The following is a 20,162-nucleotide window of genomic DNA, read 5'->3' as shown; positions in this document are numbered from 1 at the left end:
TGTATGGCATTGGAATCATTGCTCTCTCCATCTAAGCGAAAATTGCTCATTGAAGTTGCCTGGGAAGTTTGTAACCAGGTAGGCGGTATTTACACCGTTATCCGGTCGAAGGTCCCGTCGATGGTTGAAAAATGGGACACGGATTATATTCTGCTCGGACCTTATTTTCCCCAACGGGCAGCTGTTGAATTTGAACCGATTACGCACGACGACGGCACCGAAATCGGCCGCGTGGTGCAAAGCATGCGTTCCAGAGGGTTGGAAGTGCAATACGGTCACTGGCTCATCACCGGCAAACCCCGGGTGGTTTTGTTTGGTATTCAAAGCCTCGGCCCCGCCATCGAGCAGGTTAAATACCAGCTTTGGGAACGCTACCAGATTTCAACGCTGGGCGTCGAAGACCTCGTTAATCAGGTGGTCGGTTTTGGCGAACTGGTGCGAATTTTCCTGACGGAACTGGCCGCCGAAAGCGCGCGTCACGTCGATATTGCCGTTCATTTTCACGAGTGGATGGCCAGCAGCGGTTTGCCGGACCTGCGCCGGGACAACGTCAAAGTGGCTACGGTTTTTACAACCCACGCGACCATGCTGGGCCGCTACCTGGCGCAGAATGAATCCGGTTTTTACGGAAAACTGCCGTTTTTCGACTGGAAACGCGAAGCCCAGCACTACAACATTGAGGCTCAGGCAACCATTGAACGACTGTCGGCGCAGCAATCGCACGTCTTTACGACCGTCAGTGACGTTACCGCCCGCGAATGCGAGGTTTTTCTGGGCCGCGTTCCCGATCTCATTCTACCGAACGGGTTGAATATCGTGCGGTTTACGGCGGTGCACGAATTTCAGAACCTGCACGTCAAATTCAAGGAGCGGATTCACGAGTTTGTGATGGGTCACTTTTTCCAGAGTTATTCGTTCGATCTGGAAAAAACACTCTACTTTTTCACGTCAGGGCGGTTTGAGTTCAGCAACAAAGGCTACGACATCACGCTCGAAGCGCTCGCCCGGCTGAACTGGAAAATGCGCGAAGCCAACATGGATATGACGGTGGTGATGTTCATGATTACCAAACAACCGTTCCGCTCCATCAACCCCGACGTACTCCACAGCCGCGCATTGCTCGACGAGATTCAGGAAACCTGCAAAGCCATTGAAAATCAGTTGGGTGATAAGTTATTTCTGAATGCCGCAGCGGGTGAAGACATCAACCTGCCGGATTTGAATCAGTTTGTGGATGAATACTGGCGGCTCCGGCTCCGGCGGACCATTCAGAGTTTCAAGACCAAGCAGTTACCGCCGTTCGTGACTCACGACCTGGTCGAAGAAGACGATATGGTGCGGTTTATTCGGCAGGTTCAATTGGTCAACAACGCCCACGACCGGGTGAAAGTCGTTTACCACCCCGACTTTATTTCCTCGACCAATCCGCTTTTTGGCTTGGATTACGGCCAGTTTGTACGAGGTTGTCACCTGGGGGTTTTTCCAAGTTACTACGAACCCTGGGGGTATACGCCCCTGGAATGTGTGGTGCGGGGGATTCCAACCGTCACCAGCGACCTGTCCGGTTTTGGCGATTTCATTATGCAGATCATGCGCGATTACGAAAATCGGGGTATTTACGTCGTCAATCGCAAAACGCAATCCTTCAATGAAGCGGCTGACCAACTGGCCAATATCATGTTTCGTTTCGTCCGGCTTTCGCAACGCGACCGGATTACGCAGCGCAACCGCGTCGAAAATATCGCCGAAGTCTTTGACTGGACCAACCTCCGTTCCTACTACGATACCGCCCACGACCTGGCCCTGAAACGCCGGAAACCGTGAAAAGACGATTGACCATCGACCATTGACGATAGCTCCGATGCAGAACTATCGTCAATTGTCGATGGTCAATCGTCTCTTCTCTTTTTTTTATCCTCTCTATTCTATTTCAATACTGATTCAGCTCTTTGTTGAATTCCGTCAGTATTTGTTCTTTCATCGCAATTTTACGTTTTTGGGTATTTACCTTGCTCATCATCATCTTGTCCGCATCTTCGTTGCCAGGGCGGCCCAGCGTGTCCATGCTGCTCATCGACATGGCGAGATCGCTTTTTTCGCGACGAACGAGATACTCCAGTTCCCGAACTTTCGTCCGCAACTGTTCGGAGCGGCTTTTGAGTTCAAATGCCGGGTATTTGCGGCTGATGACGCGTTCGAGGTAATTCAATTCGAAGATTTTATCGCACGAAGACCGGAACCGCTCCGAAACCGCTTTGTCCACCAGTTTGAACGGAATCTTGATTTCCTTCCACTGATTGAGCAGTTCTTTGGCCCGATCAGCAGCTGCCGGAATGTTGGACTGCTTGGCCAGTTTTTCGGCTTCGTCGGCCATTTTCATCTGTTGCTCCACGCGTGGGTCGATCCGAACTTTCGGCTGAATACCGCGCGCCAGGTTGTAGCGATCAAAAATGGTTTTGGTAGCCCGGCGGTATTTCTTCAGAATTTTCCCGGACTTCTTAATCGGCACTTCACCGACTTCTTTCCATTCGTTGTTCAGATTCCGGATCAGGTGATAGGCTTCCGTCAGCGCTTTCATATAGCGCTCTTCGGCCAGATTCGCCCGTTCGAGGGCTTCACCTTCCAGATTATCGCGTTTGAAGGGCCGGCTGCGGTCGGCTTCGTAGATGCTCCGCACCGCCCGTTCGGCCTGCCAGATCAGGTTGTCGTAGCGGTCCATGCGCTCCTGAATAACCTTGTTCTGCTCGTTGAAGAATTCGCGCCGACGCTGAAAAAAGTTATCGAGGGTTTCGCTGAAACGAGTCTCAATGGTTTCGTCCAGTTCTTTATCTACCGGACCGGTTTTGATCCATTTTAACTTGATTTCCTGGAGCTTTTCAGCGGTTTCCCGCCATTCGGTGCTGTCGGCCACCATTTCGGCTTCAGCCAGCAGTGCGTGCTTGATTTCGAGGTTTTTAAGCTGGTTGGTCCGAATCAGTTCAACCAGAATTTCTTCCTGTTCGTCGAGCCGGTTTAGCAGGGGGATGAAATTGCCGATTGCGTCGAAACTGAGCAGTTTTTTTCGCAGTTGAACGAGTTTAGTCAGGTACGACCCCTTATTCTGGGCATCCGTGACCTCCTGCTCTAACTGATTTACCTTGTTTTCGGCAATGGTAAACCGATTTTTGAAATAATCGAGCGCTTCCTGTTCTGTGCGTTTCACTTCACCGATTTGTCGGTCCGGATAGCTGAGGTAGCTCGATAAGAATACCTTTCCGTCTTTGACGTAACCGTATTCGTCTACCAATTGAGCTTGTTCCATTATTTTACTCTTTAAGACTGAGCTATGGGTTTAATTGTTGATATTTGCCACCTAAAAAAGTAATCAAACCAATGAGTCAGGAAACGATTATATTTTCCATGGCGGGTGTCAGTAAAATTATTCCGCCAAACCGACAAATCCTAAAGAATATCTACCTTTCCTTTTTTTATGGTGCAAAAATCGGCGTTTTAGGCTTGAACGGTTCCGGTAAATCGACCCTTTTGCGCATCATTGCCGGTATTGATAAGAATTTTCAGGGAGATGTTGTTTTCTCACCGGGCTATTCCGTCGGTATGCTGGAACAGGAACCGCAGCTCGATGGCACCAAAACCGTGAAAGAAGTGGTGGAAGAAGGTGTGCAGGAAACGGTTGATTTACTGAAGGAATTTGATCAGATTAACGAAGCATTCGGCGACCCCGATGCGGATTTTGACAAACTGATTGCCCGGCAGGGAGAGGTTCAGGAAAAGCTCGACCATCTGAATGCCTGGGAGTTGGATAACCGGCTTGAAAAGGCGATGGATGCGCTCCGTTGCCCGCCTTCAGACGCCAAAATCGCGAATCTTTCGGGTGGTGAAAAACGCCGGGTGGCACTTTGCCGCCTGCTGCTGAAACAACCCGACGTGCTATTGCTCGACGAACCGACCAACCATTTGGATGCCGAGTCGGTGTTGTGGCTGGAAGAACATTTACGCCAATATGCCGGAACGGTTATCGCCGTGACTCACGACCGGTATTTTCTGGACAACGTCGCGGGCTGGATTCTGGAGCTGGATCGGGGCGAAGGCATTCCCTGGAAAGGCAACTATTCATCGTGGCTCGATCAGAAGCAAAACCGCCTGGCCAAAGAAGAGAAACAGGAATCCAAGCGCCAGAAAACCCTGCAACGCGAGCTCGAATGGGTTCGGATGGCTCCCAAAGCCCGTCAGGCCAAGTCGAAAGCGCGGCTGGGTGCCTACGAAAAACTGCTGAGCGAAGACAATCGCCAGAAAGAAGACAAGCTGGAAATCTTTATTCCGGCCGGGCCGCGGCTGGGCTCAAAAGTCATTGAAGCTCACGACGTTACCAAGGCCTTCGGCGACCGGCTATTGTTCGAACACCTCGATTTTCAGTTGCCACAAGGTGGAATCGTCGGTATTATCGGACCGAACGGTGCCGGGAAAACGACTTTGTTCAAACTCATTACGGGCAAGGAAAAACCGCAAAACGGTACGTTTGAAGTCGGCGAAACCGTGAAGTGGGCTTACGTTGATCAGGAACACGACGGACTCGACGCCGACAAAACGGTTTTTCAAACCATCACTGGCGGCAATGACTGGGTGATTCTGGGTGGTAAGCAGGTTAACGCCCGCGCCTACGTCAGCCGGTTCAACTTTACCGGTTCCGATCAGGAAAAGAAGATCGGAAACCTGTCGGGTGGAGAGCGCAACCGCGTTCACCTGGCGATGATGCTGAAGGAAGGCGCCAATCTGCTGCTGCTCGATGAGCCGACCAACGACCTGGATGTTAACACGCTGCGGGCGCTGGAAGAGGGATTGGAAAACTTCGCCGGTTGCGCCGTGGTCATTTCCCACGACCGCTGGTTTCTCGACCGCGTGGCCACACACATCCTGGCGTTCGAAGGTGATTCGCAGGTCTACTGGTTTGAAGGCAACTTCTCCGAATACGAAGAAAACCGCAAAAAACGGCTCGGCAGCGATGCCACACCGAAGCGGATTAAGTATAAGAAACTGGTATAATCCTGAACTGGGATTACGCGAAGGATTAACTAAGATTGTCTTGAACTGGGATTAAACGGATGAAAGGATTAACCAGGATTAGCTGCAATAATCTATTTTTTATTTCCTGTTAATCCTTTCATCCGCGGAATCCTGGTTCAGATAGATTGGATATTTATGTACGGTTATTTCAACGGATCTATTCTCCCCGTCGAGCAGATTGCGTTCGGCGTTACCGACCTCGGGCTGCTGCGCGGTTTCGGGCTTTTCGATTATTTCCGGACCTACAACGGTCGGCCCTTTCAGTGGGACTGGTATTGGGAGCGGTTTGCCAATTCGGCCGCCAAGATGCACCTGCCGCTGCCGATCCAGAAAGAGGAAGCTTATGGCGTCGTGATCGAACTGATCGGGAAAAGCAGTCTGCCGGACGTTGCTATACGCTTTGTGATGACGGGCGGTTACAGCCCCGACAGCATCAGCGTGGTGCATCCGAACCTGGTCATGATTACCGAGGAACTTCACCCCATGCCGCATACCCAGTTTGAGGAAGGCATCAAGGTGATTCTCGACGACTACGTTCGCGAGATGGCCGAGGTGAAAAGCACGGATTACAAACGGGTTATTCTGCTGGCGCAGGCCATTCGGTCGGCCCGGGCCTCGGATGTTCTTTACCAGAAAAACGGCGAAATCAGCGAACTGAGCCGCAGTAATTTCTTCCTTTTCAAAGGCGACCGGCTGATTACCCCTAACCGCAATATTCTGCACGGCATTACCCGCCGAACGGTGATGCACTTGGCGCAGAACGATTTTCAGGTGGAAGAACGCCCGGTTTTGCTCTCGGAACTCTACGACGCCGACGAAGCTTTTACGACCAGTTCGACCAAAAAAGTATTGCCCATTGTTCAGATTGGCGACCTCACCATCGGCGACGGAAAACCGGGCAAACGGACGCTGTTTTTGCTGGAAGAGTTTAATGAACTGGTGGGCAACTGGTAAGCTATCGTTCATTGTCCAATTTGAACGGCTCACTGGTGGGTAGCCACGACAGCCATTTGCCCTGCGCTTTCATAACCTGCTCAATAACATCCCGAACGGCTCCGCGTCCGCCCGCAACGGGCGAAATGTAATCGCAGACGGCCTGTATTTCATTGGCGGCATCGGCCGGACAGGTGCTGAGCAGATTCGGGCGGGAAAGAACGGGAAGGTCCGGAATGTCGTCGCCCATGTATAGCACCTCTGATTCGTTGATTTTGTCGCGGTTCAGGTAGCCCAGATAGGCGTAGAGCTTTTGATCCGTTGGCCCGCCCATGAAAATATCTTTGATTTTCAGGAATTCCAGCCGCTTCCGAACGCCCAACTGATTCCCCGCCGACAAAACCGCTACCCGGTAACCGGAATGAACCGCCCGCTCGATGGCGTATCCGTCCCGCACATTGAACGTCCGGAATTGTTCGCCCGACTCGAGCGCGTTCACGCTGCCATCCGTCATGACGCCGTCGACGTCGAAAATAAAAGTGGTTATTTTTTTGAATCGCTCCTGTAAAGCGGCCATATTCTTTCAGATTAATGGAACGATAGGAACACGGATTGAGTAGATCAAAACAGATTTTAATCCGCACGAATCCATTCAATCCGGTTGATCCGTGTTCCCAAAAATACGCGTTCAGTCGGTTTTATTTCCGTTTACTCCAATTTTCTTATAGTTTCGAGAACGCCAATGAATGCAGAAAATTTTGATGGATTTTAGTAAACTGGCTGCCGAGTATCAGGAAAGTCTTTTCCGAACAATCATTCCCTTCTGGACCCAACACAGCCGCGACACGGTTTGTGGGGGCTATTTTAATGCGCTTACGGATCAGGGCGACGTATTCGATAGCGATAAATTCATTCATCTGCAGGCGCAGCAGGTCTGGGCATTTTCGTTTCTGTACAATCAGGTTGACGCCATTCCGCAGTGGCTCGAACTGGCCCGACACGGCGCGGATTTTCTGCTGAAATATGGCCAGCACCAAAACCGCTGGCTGGCCGTTGTCGACCGGCGGGGGAGACCCGTGGCTCCGGCGAAAACCATTGTGCCGGATTGCACAGCCGCGATGGCGCTTGCGCAAGTATACCAGGCAACCCACGATCCACTCTTTGCGGACCTTGCCCGAAAAACCATCCTTGCCATCCTTACTCACCGCCAGCAGCAGCGCGACCAGTGGGAAACCGAACTGGGCGGATTCCGGCAGTTGAAGCACCTCAGCGAACCCATGCTGTTGCTGAAAGCCTTGCTGGAAACCCGCCCGTTGCTCGAACCAGAATTTTACAAACAGGCTTACGAAGCGGTTCTGAGCGAAATTCAGAATGAGTTTTTTGACAAACGCATTACGGTTTTGCGAGAAAACGTTTTGCCCGGCGGCTCGTTTTGCGACAGCGCACCGGGGCGACGTCTGCACGGCGGCTACGTCTTCGAAACCGCCAACTACCTGCTTGATGCCGCCGAACTAACCGGCAACCGCCGACTGGCTCAGCAAGCGGTCCAGATGGCGCTTCATCTGGCCGACATCAGTTGGGATGAACCGTCCGGCGGTTTTTTTCAGTACGCGGATCTGAAGGAACGGCCCAGTATTTACAGCGAATGGGAACGGAAACTGGGTTGGGTGCATTCCGAAGCCCTGGCGGTTTTTTCGCGGGGCTACATGCATACCCGCCAGAACGATTGCCTGAAGTGGGTTCGAAAAGTACACGAATACACCTGGCACCATTTTCCCGACAAGATCAACAAGGAGTGGTTTGGTGTGCTCGATCGCAAGGGACAACCGGTTTTGAGCAGCAAGGCGACGCCCGAAAAGGGGTGTTACCATTTAGTCAAAGGATTATACCAAACCTGGCGCGCACTCGAACAACTGGCGGTTTTGGAAAACAAAAACCGGTCGGCTATGCGCCCCAATCGCCCGATTGGCTGAGCGGTTTTAACGCCGTTGCTGAATACCGTCCGACAGCATTTTATACAGTCGAAGCAGCTCCGGCTTGTCCGACAAATAGTCCAGATGCAGGCTCAGCGTGTTCACATCTCCGCGCCGGGCCGGACCGGTTTGTACCAGCGCCGGATGCCGGGCATCGAGCGCTTTCTGGAACGTTTCTTCGATGAGCGGTTTCAGTAAATCGAACTCCAGGTTTTCGGAATCGGTCAGATCCTTGGCAATACCGAGGAGATAATTCGTGAAGTTACAGGCAAAAACGGCGGCCACGTGCAGCACTTTCCGCTCGTGCGAATTGACCAGATAAACGATTTTACTCAGTTCCTGCCCCAGCGCAACCAACTGCGTTTCGGTCTCTTTGTCGCTGGCTTCGATACACAGCGGAATCTCTTCAAAATGGAGCGCGTTGGTCCCTTTGCTGAACGTCTGAAGCGGGTAAAATACGCCCGTTCGCACCGGCACGTCGCTGTAAATATCCATCAACCGCCGAAGGATTTCGAGCGATTTACTACCGGAAGTATGCACCACCAGCGCGTTTTCGGGCAGTACCAACTGGGCAGCAACGTCTTCAATCGCATCGTCGGGAATAGCCAGCACGAACAGTTCCGACTCACTTTCGGCAAAATTCAAATCCGGATTTACCCGGGCATCGTACAGCATCGAAACGAGCCGCCGGGCGTTTTTTTCATCCCGGCTGTATACTTCGCAAATGAAATTTCCGGCGTTTTCGAAAGCCATTGCCAAATGCCAGGCCAGATTTCCGGCACCGATAAACGATAGTTTCATCGAGTCAGGTTAATTTCTAAGTATACATATACGAAAAAACGGTAACTATCTCATTACCAGCTAACACTGTTAGATTTTTGCACTTGAAATCCATTATGCAACTTCGAAATGTATCTTTTATTGACAGCAGTCCGGTCAGCGCTTTTTGCTGTAGCTGGCAAAGTAAAAGGAATTGCGGTTTTACCAGCTTGTTATAGCTGAATTATTCATGATTTGGCATGATTTAAAGGGTTTTTAGCAAATCTAACATTGTTAGATTGTACACACAACATATTAATTGAATAAAAACCCGCAGAGCTATCGGGAGTTCTGCGGGTTAACATCCATTAACCTAACTATAACTCAATTCGATACGCAGTTCCGAATCAACTGCTTGAAGGCTTCGGCCACGTAGCGGCCCTTTTCAATATCGCCAAGCTGGATTTTTACCGTGTGGACATAGTCGGAAGGCTTTCCGTCTTTGTATGTTTTTACCAGTTTTTCTTTGCCTTTCGTCACCAGGTTGACGTAGACATTTTTGCCGTCTACATCAAAGTTGGTTGCGTCGGCATTCAGGTCTTTCAGCGCCAGATCGTAGACGAGTTCCGATACTTTCCTGCCACCCTGCGTCACCGTCAATTTCAGGTCGCAAGTGCCGTTGTCGGTGGTCAGCGCGTAACTGGTTGGCTCTTTTTCGCCCAGATCTTTCGGCAGTTGCTCCTTAATCCAGTCGAGCCGGGCCTGCTGGCTACCCGTCGGCACCGGACTTTTCCGGGACAATGCACACAACTGAACCGCTTTCTCAACCGCCTGCGACATGTACCGGACATTCTCCAGGTTATCAGCCGCTAATTCTAGCTGGGAGACATAATTCTGACGAACGCCGTTTTTGGTGTAACCGATAAACCGGCGGTTGTCGCGCGTTTTTAATTCGATGGTATACAGTTCTTTATCGACGCCCAGTTTCGCGCCTTTTTCGGCCAGATCGGCCAGATTGAATTCGTAGACTTCCTCGGTATTGTTCTTGTTGTACGTTTCGCGCCGGGTATACGTGCAGATGCAATCCGGTTTTAAGGTTTGCTCAATCGTCCGGTCGTTGGTTTTGGCGGACGTTATGCTCGATTCCAGGTATTTCTGAGCGCCTGTCATATTGGCAAACGTCGGTTTGCGCGACTCCAATTGCTTAACTGCCAGCGGAATCAGTTTGCGCCAGGCTCCGGCAATATCGCGAATCTTGTCGGCGTCGCTACCGATAATTTCAAATGTCTGAACCACATTGTCCAGCTTGCCGTCTTTGGCGTAACCCATCAGCTTTTGCTTCTGCTGCGTCACCAGCGACAGTTCCAGCCGTTTGCCTTTCGTTTCGACTTGCAAACCTTCCAGCGCCAAATCGCCGAGGTTGAACGAATACGTTTCGGAAGATGCCGAACCTTTCGCGCTCACCTCGCTTCGGCGAAAAACCGCCCGCAACGGGTTGTCGTAGTCGAATGTCAGCGCCTGTTCGTATTTCTCCGAACCGATGGCTTCGTTGCCGATGTTGGCTTTCAGCCACGTCCGCAATTCGTCCAGCGTCTCGGGCGTCCGGGTCGGTTTGTAGGCTTTTTCAGCCGCCTGAATCACTTTTTTCAAGGATTCGACCAGGGCTTTGGCGATGTCCGGATTGTCGGCGTAGAGTTTCACCCGATCCGTCAGATTCTTCAGTTCGCCGTTTTCGCTGTAGCGGACAAATTTCCGGTGCTGTTTTGTGTCCGCCATAACCGCAATTACGTCGCGTTCTACTTTATACGTCACTGTCGAAACGTCCAGATCCGACAGGTTCAGGAAGTAGGTGTTTTCGTCACCTTTGCCTTTATCGCTGGTTTTGGTGACAGAAAAGGTGGCCCGGTAATTCGGTTGGGAAGCTTCGATTTTCTGAACAAACTGGGCATTACCGGTTTTAACGGATTGCAGTTGGGTCGAGACACCGGCCAGTGGGCCGGTCATGAGGTCTTGGGCATTGGCCGCTACGGAGAACGTAACCGCCAACCAGAGCAGTACTGGTTTTTTCATGGTCGTTTAGTCGTATTTGTTGTTAATGGGCGGTTTTGCAAACCGTACGACAAAAGTAAACGATCCGGCGCGGCAGGAAAGATGAGTTGTCGGCAAACGGAAAAACCGCCTTATCAACTGTGCATTTTGCCGACTGAATCGTAAAAGCAAAACCCCGCAACTTTCGCTGCGGGGTTCTGGAATAAAAACCGTTATTCGGTTGACTTAGAGGTGAATGGCTTCTCCGTAAGCCGCTTCTGTGGCATCTTTGATCGATTCCGAAATGGTCGGGTGGGGGTGAACCGCTTTCAGGATTTCGTGACCCGTTGTTTCCAGACGGCGGGCAGCCACCACTTCGGCAACAATTTCAGTAACGTTATAGCCGATAAAGTGAGCGCCTAACCACTCGCCGTATTTTTTGTCGAAAATTACCTTCACGAACCCTTCCGGTGCCCCGGCGGCTTTGGCCTTACCCGAAGCCGACAGCGGGAATTTTCCCACCAGAATTTCATAACCGGCTTCTTTCGCGGCTGCTTCCGTGTAGCCCACCGACGCGATTTCAGGCTGGCAGTACGTACAGCCCGGAATATTGTTGTAGTTCATCGGTTCGACATGATCCAGACCGGCGATTTTTTCGACACAAATGATGCCTTCTGCCGATGCTACGTGCGCCAGGGCCTGGCCTTTCGTACAGTCGCCGATGGCGTAATAACCCTCAACGTTTGTCCGATAATAATCATCCGTGGTGATTTTACCACGCTCGGTTTTAATACCGGTTTCTTCCAGACCGATGTTCTCAATGTTGGCGACAACGCCAGCGGCCGACAGCACGGTTTCAACCTCGAACGTCTTTTCGCCGTCCGGCGTCTTGACGTACACTTTGCTCAGTTTGCCGCTCGTATCTACTTTCGTTACTTCCGAGCTGGTGTAAATATCGATGCCCAGCTTCTTGTACTGCTTCGCCAGTTCTTTCGAGACTTCCTCGTCTTCGACCGGCACGATACGCGGCAGAAATTCAACGATGGTCACTTTCGTACCCATCGTTGCGTATACGTAGGCAAACTCCACACCGATGGCGCCGGAACCAATCACCAGCATCGATTCGGGTTGTTTCGCCAGCGACATCGCCTTGCGGTATTCAATCACTTTTTCGCCATCGATGGGCACGGCAGGCAGGGCGCGGGCGCGACCGCCGGTGGCAATGATGATGTGTTTGGCTTCGTATTCGGTGGTTTTACCGTCTTTATCCGTTACGTCGATTTTCTTACCCGGTTTTACTTTTCCGTTGCCGAGCAGCACATCGATTTTATTTTTCCGCATCAGGAACGCAATCCCCTTGCTCATGGAGTCGGCCACACCCCGGCTGCGTTTGATCACCGCCGGAAAATCGGGCTTGGATTCGCCATTGATGGTAATACCGTAATTTTCAGAATGTTTGATGTATTCAAAAACCTGTGCACTTTTCAACAAAGCTTTGGTGGGAATACAGCCCCAGTTCAGGCAGATTCCACCCAGACTTTCGCGTTCGATAATGGCCGTTTTGAAACCCAGTTGCGACGCACGAATAGCAGCGACGTAGCCACCAGGGCCACTGCCGAGAACAATTACATCATATTGTGATGCCATATTTGAGGAATGTTAATGAACGTGAAGAATTAACCTCAGGAAGCCCCGAATGAACTCCATCAGGGGAACGCAAAGTTAGCCTGAAAAGTTGATTTACCTACTTCATTCCGACCAGCTTGCCCATCTGCCCGGTTTTCGGGAATGACTTTTTGGACCCGATGACGTCTAAGGAAAAACCACTTCGGAATTTCTGGCTTTATGTCTCGTCGCTGTCTAAAAAGCTTATTTTCTACCCTAGAAGTCTGCCCCCAACCCCCTAAAGGGGGCTTTTAAATTGAGTATGGTAAAGCCCCCTTCAGGGGGTTGGGGGCAGTTCAAATAGGGGAGTTCTACTCCCAGACAGGCGCACAATCGCGCCAGAATGCCCGTTGAATTGCCTATCGGAACTTTACGGTATAGCTATCAACTTATCAACCTGAGCGAAATTCCGTATCAGCAATTTATTAACTCTAAAAAACCGGAAGAACTGATACTGACGGTTTTAGCAGACTTTCAGGCTGAAGAACCGCGCGAAGTGATTGGCGAGATTTTGCGTAATCTGCACCAGGCAGCACCCGATCATATGCAATTGGGCAAATTCATCCGGCAGTTGGAAATCTTGTCACAACTCCGTAATTTTCAATCAATCGTTTCAGAAGAAGCAGAAACCATGGCAAACGGATTCGACATCACCATCGACCGGCTGTACATCAAAGGCCGCGAGGAAGGCATCAAAGAAGGCGTTCGGGAAGGCACCGAAAATGGCGTTCGAATGGGTCAGGAGCAGGCCAAGCGAACCTTAATTCTCTCCGCTATTCAGAAAAATTTATTATCCACTGAGCAAATTGCCGAGCTTTTGGATGTTCCGCTCAGGCTGGTTCTCGACGTACAACAAAAAGGCGCTTAGCCGGTTTTAATAGAAATTGAGAAGCGGATGAAATCATCCGCTTTTTTGTTGCATTCGGATTGCGGTTGGCAAAACCGTATCTTTGCGGACTTATTCTTACATCAATCATTGTTTCACGCATCATGACGACCGACCAATTAAAGGACGTGAGGGCCAGAGTAGAGGCCCTGAGGGGGTATCTTTGACTACGATAGCAAGAAAGAACAACTCGCTGATTTAGAAGACCGGACCAGCCAGCCGGAGTTCTGGCAGGACGCCGAAGGGGCCGAAAAAACCATGAAACAGGTCCGCGTCCTGAAAGGCTGGACGACCGGCTACGAGCAGGTCGATTCGCTGCTGGCGGACCTCGAAACGCTGTTCGAATTCTACGAAGCCGGTGACGTTTCGGAAGAGGAAATCGACGCGGAAGGCGAAAAAGTGAAGGCGGCACTGGACGATCTGGAGCTGAAAAAAATGCTCAGCAACGAGGAGGATCAGCTCAGTGCGGTGTTGGAAATCAACTCCGGCGCGGGCGGAACCGAAAGCCAGGACTGGGCCGATATGCTCTACCGCATGTACCTGATGTGGTCCGAAAAACACGGCTACAAAGTCAAACAGGTGGATTACCAACCCGGTGACGGCGCGGGCATCAAGTCGGCGACGCTGGAAGTGGACGGCCCGTTGGCCTACGGTTTTCTGAAATCCGAAAACGGCGTTCACCGGCTTGTGCGGGTTTCGCCCTTCGACGCCAACGCCCGGCGGCATACCTCATTTGCTTCGGTTTATGCCTATCCACTGATCGACGATTCGATCGAGATTGATGTCAATCCGGCTGATATTGAGTGGGATACGTTCCGATCGGGCGGAGCGGGTGGTCAGAACGTCAACAAGGTGGAAACCGCCGTACGGCTGCGCCACAGACCGTCGGGCCTGATCATCGAATGCCAGCAGGAACGGAGCCAGTTGCAAAACAAGGAAGTAGCGATGCGGCTGTTGAAATCGAAGCTGTATCAGATCGAAGTGGAGAAACGCAACGCGGCCCGGGCCGAAGTGGAAGCCAGCAAGAAGAAAATCGAGTGGGGTTCGCAAATCCGCAGTTATGTCCTCGACGACCGCCGGGTGAAAGACCATCGGACCGGTTTTCAGACCTCCAATACCGACGCGGTTTTGAACGGCGATCTGGACGGTTTTATCAAATCGTACCTGCTGATGCAGGATTAGCGGTTTTGTCCCCGGCGGTTGAATACTTGCCGGGGACGGCCGTTTCTTGTCTATTTAGCTATGCTCCCGGTTTTTAAGCTGTCAGACGGCCCCATTCCTTTACTGGCTTTTCACGGCATCGGCCAGGACCACCGGGCTTTCGAACCGCTGGCGGCTGCGCTGGAAGGTCGGTATGCCGTCTACGCTTTCGACCTGTTTTTTCACGGCGCCCAACCTGCTAAAGTGGCCGACGACGTGCTGACCAAACAAGCGTTCCGGGAAATTATGCAGGAATTTCTGAGCCAGCACCGGATCGAACGGTTTTCCGTCATTGGGTTCAGCATGGGCGGGCGGTTTGCGCTGGCTGTCGCCGAAGCGTTTTCCCAACGTGTCGACGAACTGGTCCTACTCGCTCCCGATGGCATTACGGTCAGCCCGTGGTACCGAATGGCAACGAGTACCGGTTTGGGCCGACAACTTTTCCGGTATTTGCTGAAACACATGCCGTTGTTGCACCGACTGGGGCAGTTTTTTTTATCGGTTGGATTGCTCAACCGAAGTGCCCTGAAATTTGCCGAAAACACGCTTTCGACGGAACAGCAGCGGGAGTCAGTGTACAACTCCTGGGTGTATTTTCGGGAATTGCAATTTGATCACCGGAAAGTAAGCGAGCTCTTTCACCAGCATCCCATCCGAATCCGGTTTTTTGTAGGGCATTTTGACCAAATTTTGCCGGTTTCTTTTTTGACACCCCTGACCCGCCGGTTGCAAGCCTACGAACTAACGGTTTTGAAAACCGGTCACAACCGATTGATCGAAAAAGTCGCGAAGATTCTTTAACGTTTCAAGACCCGGTTTAGCACCGAAAATAACCCGACCACCGACGCCAGCAGCAGCACCCCAATCGCGATTTGCGTCCAGCTTCCGGCATTCGGATTTTCAACCAGCGTCCGGATTTCTTTGGCCTGTTGCGCCGTCCAAACCGCTACCAGTGTCCGCGGAATCATGCCCAGAAAACCGCCCAGGAGAATATTGCGAAGTCGCGCACCGGACAAGGCAAACACCAGGTTGGTGACGGCAAACGGCAAAACCGGCGATAATTTGGTGTAAAAAATGACTTTCAATTCCTGGTCGCGAATGCGTTCCAGTACGTTCCGGGCCTTCGGATTCTGCTCGATAAACCGCACAAACCGGTCCTGATCGAACCAGTGAACCATTCGGTTTACCAGTAAAATGCAGATCATGTTAAGCGCAAACAGCGGCAATAAGGAGTTCCAACCCAGGAAATAGCCGAAAATCAGGGCCAGAAAGGTCGGGGGAGTAAGCGCAAACGCGGAGGTAAAACAACAGGCAATCGTCACCACCAGCCATTCCCAACCGTTGAATTGGGCAATCAGCGATTCATTCGAAAGGGTCAGGTACGTAAGCGCCGAACTGAACAGGAGGGGAGCCACCGACAGCACGATTCCTGCCAGCGCCGGTCCCGATAAAACTTTAAATTGGTTTACTTTCACGCGCCAAAATTACACCATTTCCTCATTTGGACTGGTACCATTTGTAAAACCGCATTACCTTCGGGTATGAAATTCGCCACGAAAGCCATCCACGCCGGCATCGAACCGGACCCCACGACGGGCGCGATTATGACGCCCATCTATCAGACGTCGACCTACGTGCAGGAATCGCCCGGAAAGCACAAGGGCTACGAGTACGCCCGCACGCAAAACCCGACCCGGACGGTGTTGCAAAACAACCTGGCCGCGCTCGAAAACGGCCAACACGGGATTTGCTACGCATCCGGTCTGGCCGCTACCGACGCCATCCTGAAGCTGTTCAAACCCGGCGACGAGATCATTGCCAGCAACGACCTCTACGGCGGCACGTACCGGATTATGGTGCGGGTTTTTCAGGAATACGGCCTGAAATTCAAGTTTATCGGCCTCGAAAATCCGTCGGCGCTGGAGACCGCCATCACGCCCGCGACCAAGATGGTCTGGATTGAAACACCCACCAATCCGTTGCTGCGGATCGTTGATATTCAAAGCATTGCGGCCATTACGAAAGCTAAAAATACGTTGCTGGTTGTTGACAATACGTTTGCGTCGCCGTACCTGCAAAACCCGCTGGATCTAGGTGCCGATATCGTGCTGCATTCGGCGACGAAATACCTCGGCGGTCATTCCGATACGGTAATGGGCGCCCTCATTCTGAACGACGACGAGCTGACCAAACGGCTCGAATTTATTCAGAATGCGTGCGGGGCGGTGCCGGGGCCGCAGGATTGTTTTCTAGTATTACGCGGGATCAAAACGCTTCATATTCGGATGCAGCGGCATTGCGAAAACGCCCTGAAAATCGCCCAGTACCTGAGCCAGCACCCTAAGGTCAGTAAGGTAAATTATCCGGGCCTGGAAAACCACCCGCAGCACGAGCTGGCGAAACGACAAATGCGCGGTTTTGGCGGCATGGTATCGTTCGAACTCCACGGCGATTCGCTGCCGGAAGCCGTTCGGGTAATGGAGAGTTTTCAGGTGTTTTCGCTCGGCGAATCGCTGGGTGGGGTGGAGTCGCTCTGCACGCACCCGGCTTCAATGACCCACGCCAGCATCCCGAAGGAAGAACGCGAAAAGAACGGTTTGAAAGATACGCTGATTCGCTTAAGCGTTGGGATTGAAGATGTTGATGATCTGATCAAGGATCTGGAGCGGGCGATTGGATGATAATACTATGGAATTTGAGTTATCCCGCCATGCCATTGAACAGATGACTTTGCGCGGCATTTCGGTAAAAGTTGTTCACGAGGTTTTGAATAATCCTGATAAGATAATTCCCGACGGCATAGGGCAAGTTATTTATCAAGCAATTGTCATTCAAGCTGATAAAACTTATCTTATCAGAATTTTTGTTAATTCCGAAAAGACCCCGAATTTGGTTAAAACGGTATATCGAACCTCTAAATTGAGCAAATACACATGAAAGTAAAATACGACAAAGAAACCGATATACTTTATATCCGTCTCAGCGATGAATCTGTGGCAGAAAGCGATGAAGAAAAACCGGGCGTTATTCTGGATTACTCTGAAACAGGAACTTTGGTCGGGATTGAAGTTTTGAATGCATCCAACACTCAGGTCAATCCAACTAAATTTGAGATAGAAATGGCATAAAATTACCCGTCCTGAACTGGGATTACCCGGATTTAAGGATTAACTAGAATGGCTACGCAATAAAATCCTCTTAATCCTTAAATCCGGGTAATCCCAGTTCTGGACGGTTCAGAATTTAATTCGCACCCCCGCCAGAAAATTCCGGCCAGCCTGCGGGTAGTAGTAATTTTCCGTAACGGTTTTACCTTCCGAAAGGTAGCTGAACGTGTAACCGTTCGATTCGTAGAGTTCGGCAAAAACGTTGTTCAGCAGAAGCGAAAAGGTAATTTCATTCATGCCTTTCGGCTTCAGCGTGTAGATAAACCGCAGGTCGTTCACAAAATACGCATCCAGTTTACGGTTTTCGTTGGACGTATTGTCCATGTATTGCTTCCCGACGTATTTCGATAAGAACCCGATTTCCAGCCCTTTAGCCGGTGTATAGAGCAACTGCGACCCAACGATGGTGTTGGGCGCAAACGCAATGTCGGTGTTGGTATATTGGTTTATCGTTTGTTTTCCGGTATCGTAATTATCCAGGTATTCCGTAAACGATTTGACTTTGTTCTGGCTAAACGACGCATTGACATTCCAGCGGAGTTGCTTTGCCAGCACAGTTCCGGCTTCCAGTTCGATGCCCGCGCGGTAACTTTTTGGCACGTTTACCCGATTTTGGGCACCGACGTCATTGATCTGCCCCGTCAAAATCAGCTCGTTTTTGTATTTCATGTAGAACAGATTCGCCGAAAACGCCAGCCGTTGAGTTTGCAGTTTGTAACCGGCCTCCCAGTCGTTCAGGGTTTCCGCTTTCGGGCGGCTGGCGGGTGTCGATTGAGTGTAGTCATTGCGGTTTGGTTCGCGGTGCCCCACGCCGTACGAAGCATACACGCTGCTGCGGTCGTTCAGGGCGTAGGTAACGCCCGCTTTGGGGTTGAAAAAGCTCAAATCCGCATCCTGCTGGACATTCTGACCCTGTTGATTGAAACCCAGAAATGAATACCCGACCGTCCGAACCTGCAAATCGACGTAGGCGTTGAATTTAGACGTAAACTGGTAGTACACTTTTCCGTAGAGGTTAAAATCCGTTTTAGTCGCGTCGTTGTCGTAATACCGCTGCCGGATGTTGCTCGTACTGGCAAACCGCGCCCAGATCACTTCGCCGTAATGTTTACCGGTGTATTTGTTCCAGCCCCCGCCGATGTTAGCCGTCAGTTTTCCGAAACTGTTGTAATCCAGCGAAAAAACCGCCCCGTAAAAGTCGTTATCCAGCCACTGCCGACGAATCAGATCGGTTTTGCTGATAGTCGAGTCCCGGATGACGATGGACGGCAAACCGTAATCGGACAGTTTGTTGTCAGCCCGGTATTGTTCGTAATAACCCCGCCCCTGGGTGTAATGCAACGAGGCATTCAGCCGCCAGTTTTTACTCAACTCATGCGAACTAATCAACTGATAATGATCCTGCTGGTAATTATCCACCTCGTTGTCGTAGGTATAGGAATTATACGTCCGATTGGTTTTCAGCAGGTTTTCCGGTACGCCATTCCAGGCCTGGTACGTTTTCTCCATACCTGAAAAGACATTCAGCCGCACGAAGCTTTTCCTGCCGTACCAGCCGCTGGAAACGTAAAACGACTTCAGGTTCGAAGAAGCCCGATCGATATAGCCGTCGGAGGTAATCCGGGAAAGCCGGGCATCGACCACAAAATGATTATTGAGCAAACCAGAACCGGCTTTCACGGTGGTTTTCAGCGTATTGAACGAACCGCCGGAAACGTCCACCTCGCCGTAGGGATTTTTCTCGAAACTGTTGGTCTGCACGTTGACCGATGCCCCAAAAGCTCCCGCGCCGTTGGTGGAGGTACCGACGCCCCGCTGAATCTGGATGCTGCTCACCGACGACGCCAGATCCGGCATGTTGACCCAGAACGTACCCTGCGATTCGGCGTCATTGTACGGTATGCCGTTGACCGTCACATTGATCCGCGTCGCATCCGAGCCCCGAATCCGAAAACCGGTGTAGCCCACGCCCGCACCCGCGTCGGAAGTCGTGACCAGCGAAGGCGTAAAATTGAGCAGTAGCGGAATATCCTGCCCCAGATTCTGCTTGTTCAATTCCTTCACCGAAACGTTGGTGTAGGCAATCGCCGACTTCTGATTGGCCCGCGTCGCACTGACGACGACCTCATCGATCGCAACGGCGGTTTTGGTTAAAGAAACCGCAATCTGAGCGTCCTGGCGGAGTTCCACGGATTGCAAAACCGGCTCGAAACCCAGCAGCGAAACCCGTACTTGCACCGAACCCGCTTTTAAGTTGGTCAGCCGAAATGCGCCGTTGGCGTCGGAAAAGGTGCCTTTGTACGTTCCTTCCACGGCAATGGCGGCTCCGGGCAGGGTTCCGCCGTCGGCGTCACTGACGGTTCCGGAAAGTGAAAGTTGGGCCCAGGAGGGCAGGCACGTCAGCAAAACGAGTGCGGTCGTGCCAACAAGATAGGCTGTAACTTTTTTCATAGGACATGAAAAGTTTACAATAGGCAAGGGGCCGACCTA

Annotated in this window: 17 protein-coding genes; 10 read left to right on the top strand and 7 right to left on the bottom strand. The window is 51.5% G+C overall.

Annotated elements, in window-relative coordinates:
- Window positions 1-3 precede the first annotated feature (3 nt).
- The gene (locus GJJ30_RS07220; protein WP_229313016.1) at window positions 4-1,824 is read left to right on the top strand and encodes a glycosyltransferase; all 1,821 of its coding nucleotides are present in this window, start codon (window positions 4-6) and stop codon (window positions 1,822-1,824) included.
- Between the two features lie 106 nt (window positions 1,825-1,930).
- Here the strand turns inward: GJJ30_RS07220 and GJJ30_RS07215 are convergent, their stop codons facing one another.
- Window positions 1,931-3,301: a DUF349 domain-containing protein gene (locus tag GJJ30_RS07215; protein ID WP_154174490.1), complete on the bottom strand. Its 1,371-nt coding sequence runs from the start codon at window positions 3,299-3,301 to the stop codon at window positions 1,931-1,933.
- A gap of 71 nt (window positions 3,302-3,372) precedes the next feature.
- Between GJJ30_RS07215 and ettA the strand changes: the two genes are divergently transcribed.
- Together ettA and GJJ30_RS07205 are read left to right on the top strand one after the other, a co-directional pair.
- Window positions 3,373-5,040 carry an energy-dependent translational throttle protein EttA gene (gene ettA / locus GJJ30_RS07210; RefSeq protein WP_154174489.1) on the top strand — a complete coding sequence of 556 codons (1,668 nt, stop codon included), beginning with the start codon at window positions 3,373-3,375 and terminating at the stop codon, window positions 5,038-5,040.
- A 156-nt stretch (window positions 5,041-5,196) separates the two neighbouring features.
- Entirely contained in the window at window positions 5,197-6,015 is an 819-nt protein-coding gene (locus tag GJJ30_RS07205; RefSeq protein WP_154174488.1) for an aminotransferase class IV, read from the top strand.
- A 1-nt stretch (window position 6,016) separates the two neighbouring features.
- On the opposite strand, the gene GJJ30_RS07200 is transcribed toward GJJ30_RS07205, so the two are convergent.
- Window positions 6,017-6,571 carry a KdsC family phosphatase gene (locus GJJ30_RS07200; RefSeq protein WP_154174487.1) on the bottom strand — a complete coding sequence of 185 codons (555 nt, stop codon included), beginning with the start codon at window positions 6,569-6,571 and terminating at the stop codon, window positions 6,017-6,019.
- A gap of 169 nt (window positions 6,572-6,740) precedes the next feature.
- Here GJJ30_RS07200 and GJJ30_RS07195 point away from each other — a divergent pair, with 169 nt between their 5' ends.
- On the top strand, window positions 6,741-7,967 hold the full coding sequence (locus GJJ30_RS07195) for an AGE family epimerase/isomerase (RefSeq protein ID WP_154174486.1): 1,227 nt from the start codon (window positions 6,741-6,743) through the stop codon (window positions 7,965-7,967).
- 6 nt (window positions 7,968-7,973) lie between these two features.
- On the opposite strand, the gene GJJ30_RS07190 is transcribed toward GJJ30_RS07195, so the two are convergent.
- From GJJ30_RS07190 to lpdA, 3 genes are all read right to left on the bottom strand, one after another.
- On the bottom strand, window positions 7,974-8,768 hold the full coding sequence (locus GJJ30_RS07190; protein ID WP_154174485.1) for a Rossmann-like and DUF2520 domain-containing protein: 795 nt from the start codon (window positions 8,766-8,768) through the stop codon (window positions 7,974-7,976).
- Between the two features lie 342 nt (window positions 8,769-9,110).
- Window positions 9,111-10,796, bottom strand: a complete 1,686-nt coding sequence (locus tag GJJ30_RS07185) for a hypothetical protein (RefSeq protein WP_154174484.1) — start codon at window positions 10,794-10,796, stop codon at window positions 9,111-9,113.
- A gap of 204 nt (window positions 10,797-11,000) precedes the next feature.
- A complete protein-coding gene (gene lpdA, locus GJJ30_RS07180) occupies window positions 11,001-12,401 on the bottom strand; it encodes a dihydrolipoyl dehydrogenase (RefSeq protein ID WP_154174483.1) in 1,401 nt (466 codons plus the stop codon).
- 361 nt (window positions 12,402-12,762) lie between these two features.
- Between lpdA and GJJ30_RS07175 the strand changes: the two genes are divergently transcribed.
- The 3 genes from GJJ30_RS07175 to GJJ30_RS07165 all read left to right on the top strand — a co-directional run bounded on the left by GJJ30_RS07175 (window position 12,763) and on the right by GJJ30_RS07165 (window position 15,306).
- Window positions 12,763-13,287 (top strand): RpnC/YadD family protein, encoded by a 525-nt coding sequence (locus GJJ30_RS07175; RefSeq protein ID WP_154174482.1) that lies wholly within the window; start codon window positions 12,763-12,765, stop codon window positions 13,285-13,287.
- Between the two features lie 122 nt (window positions 13,288-13,409).
- A protein-coding gene (gene prfB, locus GJJ30_RS07170; protein WP_154174481.1) for a peptide chain release factor 2 occupies window positions 13,410-14,487 on the top strand; the annotation gives its coding sequence in 2 pieces (ribosomal slippage) (window positions 13,410-13,469 and window positions 13,471-14,487; 1,077 coding nt in all).
- A 60-nt stretch (window positions 14,488-14,547) separates the two neighbouring features.
- The gene (locus GJJ30_RS07165) at window positions 14,548-15,306 is read left to right on the top strand and encodes an alpha/beta fold hydrolase (RefSeq protein WP_154174480.1); all 759 of its coding nucleotides are present in this window, start codon (window positions 14,548-14,550) and stop codon (window positions 15,304-15,306) included.
- Here the strand turns inward: GJJ30_RS07165 and GJJ30_RS07160 are convergent.
- Window positions 15,303-15,980, bottom strand: coding sequence for a TVP38/TMEM64 family protein (locus GJJ30_RS07160; RefSeq protein WP_310588210.1), 678 nt, complete (start codon window positions 15,978-15,980; stop codon window positions 15,303-15,305). The two genes, GJJ30_RS07165 and GJJ30_RS07160, sit on opposite strands and share 4 nt — an antisense overlap.
- A gap of 66 nt (window positions 15,981-16,046) precedes the next feature.
- On the opposite strand from GJJ30_RS07160, the gene GJJ30_RS07155 reads away from it, so the two are divergent.
- The 3 genes from GJJ30_RS07155 to GJJ30_RS07145 are packed head-to-tail and all read left to right on the top strand — an operon-like array spanning window position 16,047 to window position 17,633.
- The gene (locus GJJ30_RS07155; protein ID WP_154174479.1) at window positions 16,047-17,186 is read left to right on the top strand and encodes a cystathionine gamma-synthase; all 1,140 of its coding nucleotides are present in this window, start codon (window positions 16,047-16,049) and stop codon (window positions 17,184-17,186) included.
- 7 nt (window positions 17,187-17,193) lie between these two features.
- Window positions 17,194-17,442: a DUF4258 domain-containing protein gene (locus tag GJJ30_RS07150; RefSeq protein ID WP_154174478.1), complete on the top strand. Its 249-nt coding sequence runs from the start codon at window positions 17,194-17,196 to the stop codon at window positions 17,440-17,442.
- On the top strand, window positions 17,439-17,633 hold the full coding sequence (locus GJJ30_RS07145) for a DUF2283 domain-containing protein (RefSeq protein WP_154174477.1): 195 nt from the start codon (window positions 17,439-17,441) through the stop codon (window positions 17,631-17,633). Before GJJ30_RS07150 ends, GJJ30_RS07145 begins: the two co-directional genes overlap by 4 nt.
- A 108-nt stretch (window positions 17,634-17,741) precedes the next feature.
- Here GJJ30_RS07145 and GJJ30_RS07140 read toward each other — a convergent pair whose 3' ends face one another.
- Entirely contained in the window at window positions 17,742-20,123 is a 2,382-nt protein-coding gene (locus GJJ30_RS07140; protein ID WP_154174476.1) for a TonB-dependent receptor, read from the bottom strand.
- Window positions 20,124-20,162 lie beyond the last annotated feature (39 nt).

Source organism: Larkinella terrae, from assembly GCF_009668025.1.
Classification (GTDB): Bacteria; Bacteroidota; Bacteroidia; order Cytophagales; family Spirosomataceae; genus Larkinella; species Larkinella terrae.
This window is presented reverse-complemented; position numbering and strand designations above follow the sequence as displayed.

Excerpts from the sequence above, each read along its gene's own strand:
- GJJ30_RS07220 (WP_229313016.1), top strand. The coding sequence starts at position 4 with ATGGCATTGGAATCATTGCTCTCTCCATCTAAGCGAAAATTGCTCATT.
- GJJ30_RS07215 (WP_154174490.1), bottom strand. The coding sequence starts at position 3,301 with ATGGAACAAGCTCAATTGGTAGACGAATACGGTTACGTCAAAGACGGA.
- ettA (WP_154174489.1), top strand. The coding sequence starts at position 3,373 with ATGAGTCAGGAAACGATTATATTTTCCATGGCGGGTGTCAGTAAAATT.
- GJJ30_RS07205 (WP_154174488.1), top strand. The coding sequence starts at position 5,197 with ATGTACGGTTATTTCAACGGATCTATTCTCCCCGTCGAGCAGATTGCG.
- GJJ30_RS07200 (WP_154174487.1), bottom strand. The coding sequence starts at position 6,571 with ATGGCCGCTTTACAGGAGCGATTCAAAAAAATAACCACTTTTATTTTC.
- GJJ30_RS07195 (WP_154174486.1), top strand. The coding sequence starts at position 6,741 with ATGCAGAAAATTTTGATGGATTTTAGTAAACTGGCTGCCGAGTATCAG.
- GJJ30_RS07190 (WP_154174485.1), bottom strand. The coding sequence starts at position 8,768 with ATGAAACTATCGTTTATCGGTGCCGGAAATCTGGCCTGGCATTTGGCA.
- GJJ30_RS07185 (WP_154174484.1), bottom strand. The coding sequence starts at position 10,796 with ATGAAAAAACCAGTACTGCTCTGGTTGGCGGTTACGTTCTCCGTAGCG.
- lpdA (WP_154174483.1), bottom strand. The coding sequence starts at position 12,401 with ATGGCATCACAATATGATGTAATTGTTCTCGGCAGTGGCCCTGGTGGC.
- GJJ30_RS07175 (WP_154174482.1), top strand. The coding sequence starts at position 12,763 with ATGCCCGTTGAATTGCCTATCGGAACTTTACGGTATAGCTATCAACTT.
- GJJ30_RS07165 (WP_154174480.1), top strand. The coding sequence starts at position 14,548 with ATGCTCCCGGTTTTTAAGCTGTCAGACGGCCCCATTCCTTTACTGGCT.
- GJJ30_RS07155 (WP_154174479.1), top strand. The coding sequence starts at position 16,047 with ATGAAATTCGCCACGAAAGCCATCCACGCCGGCATCGAACCGGACCCC.
- GJJ30_RS07150 (WP_154174478.1), top strand. The coding sequence starts at position 17,194 with ATGGAATTTGAGTTATCCCGCCATGCCATTGAACAGATGACTTTGCGC.
- GJJ30_RS07145 (WP_154174477.1), top strand. The coding sequence starts at position 17,439 with ATGAAAGTAAAATACGACAAAGAAACCGATATACTTTATATCCGTCTC.
- GJJ30_RS07140 (WP_154174476.1), bottom strand. The coding sequence starts at position 20,123 with ATGAAAAAAGTTACAGCCTATCTTGTTGGCACGACCGCACTCGTTTTG.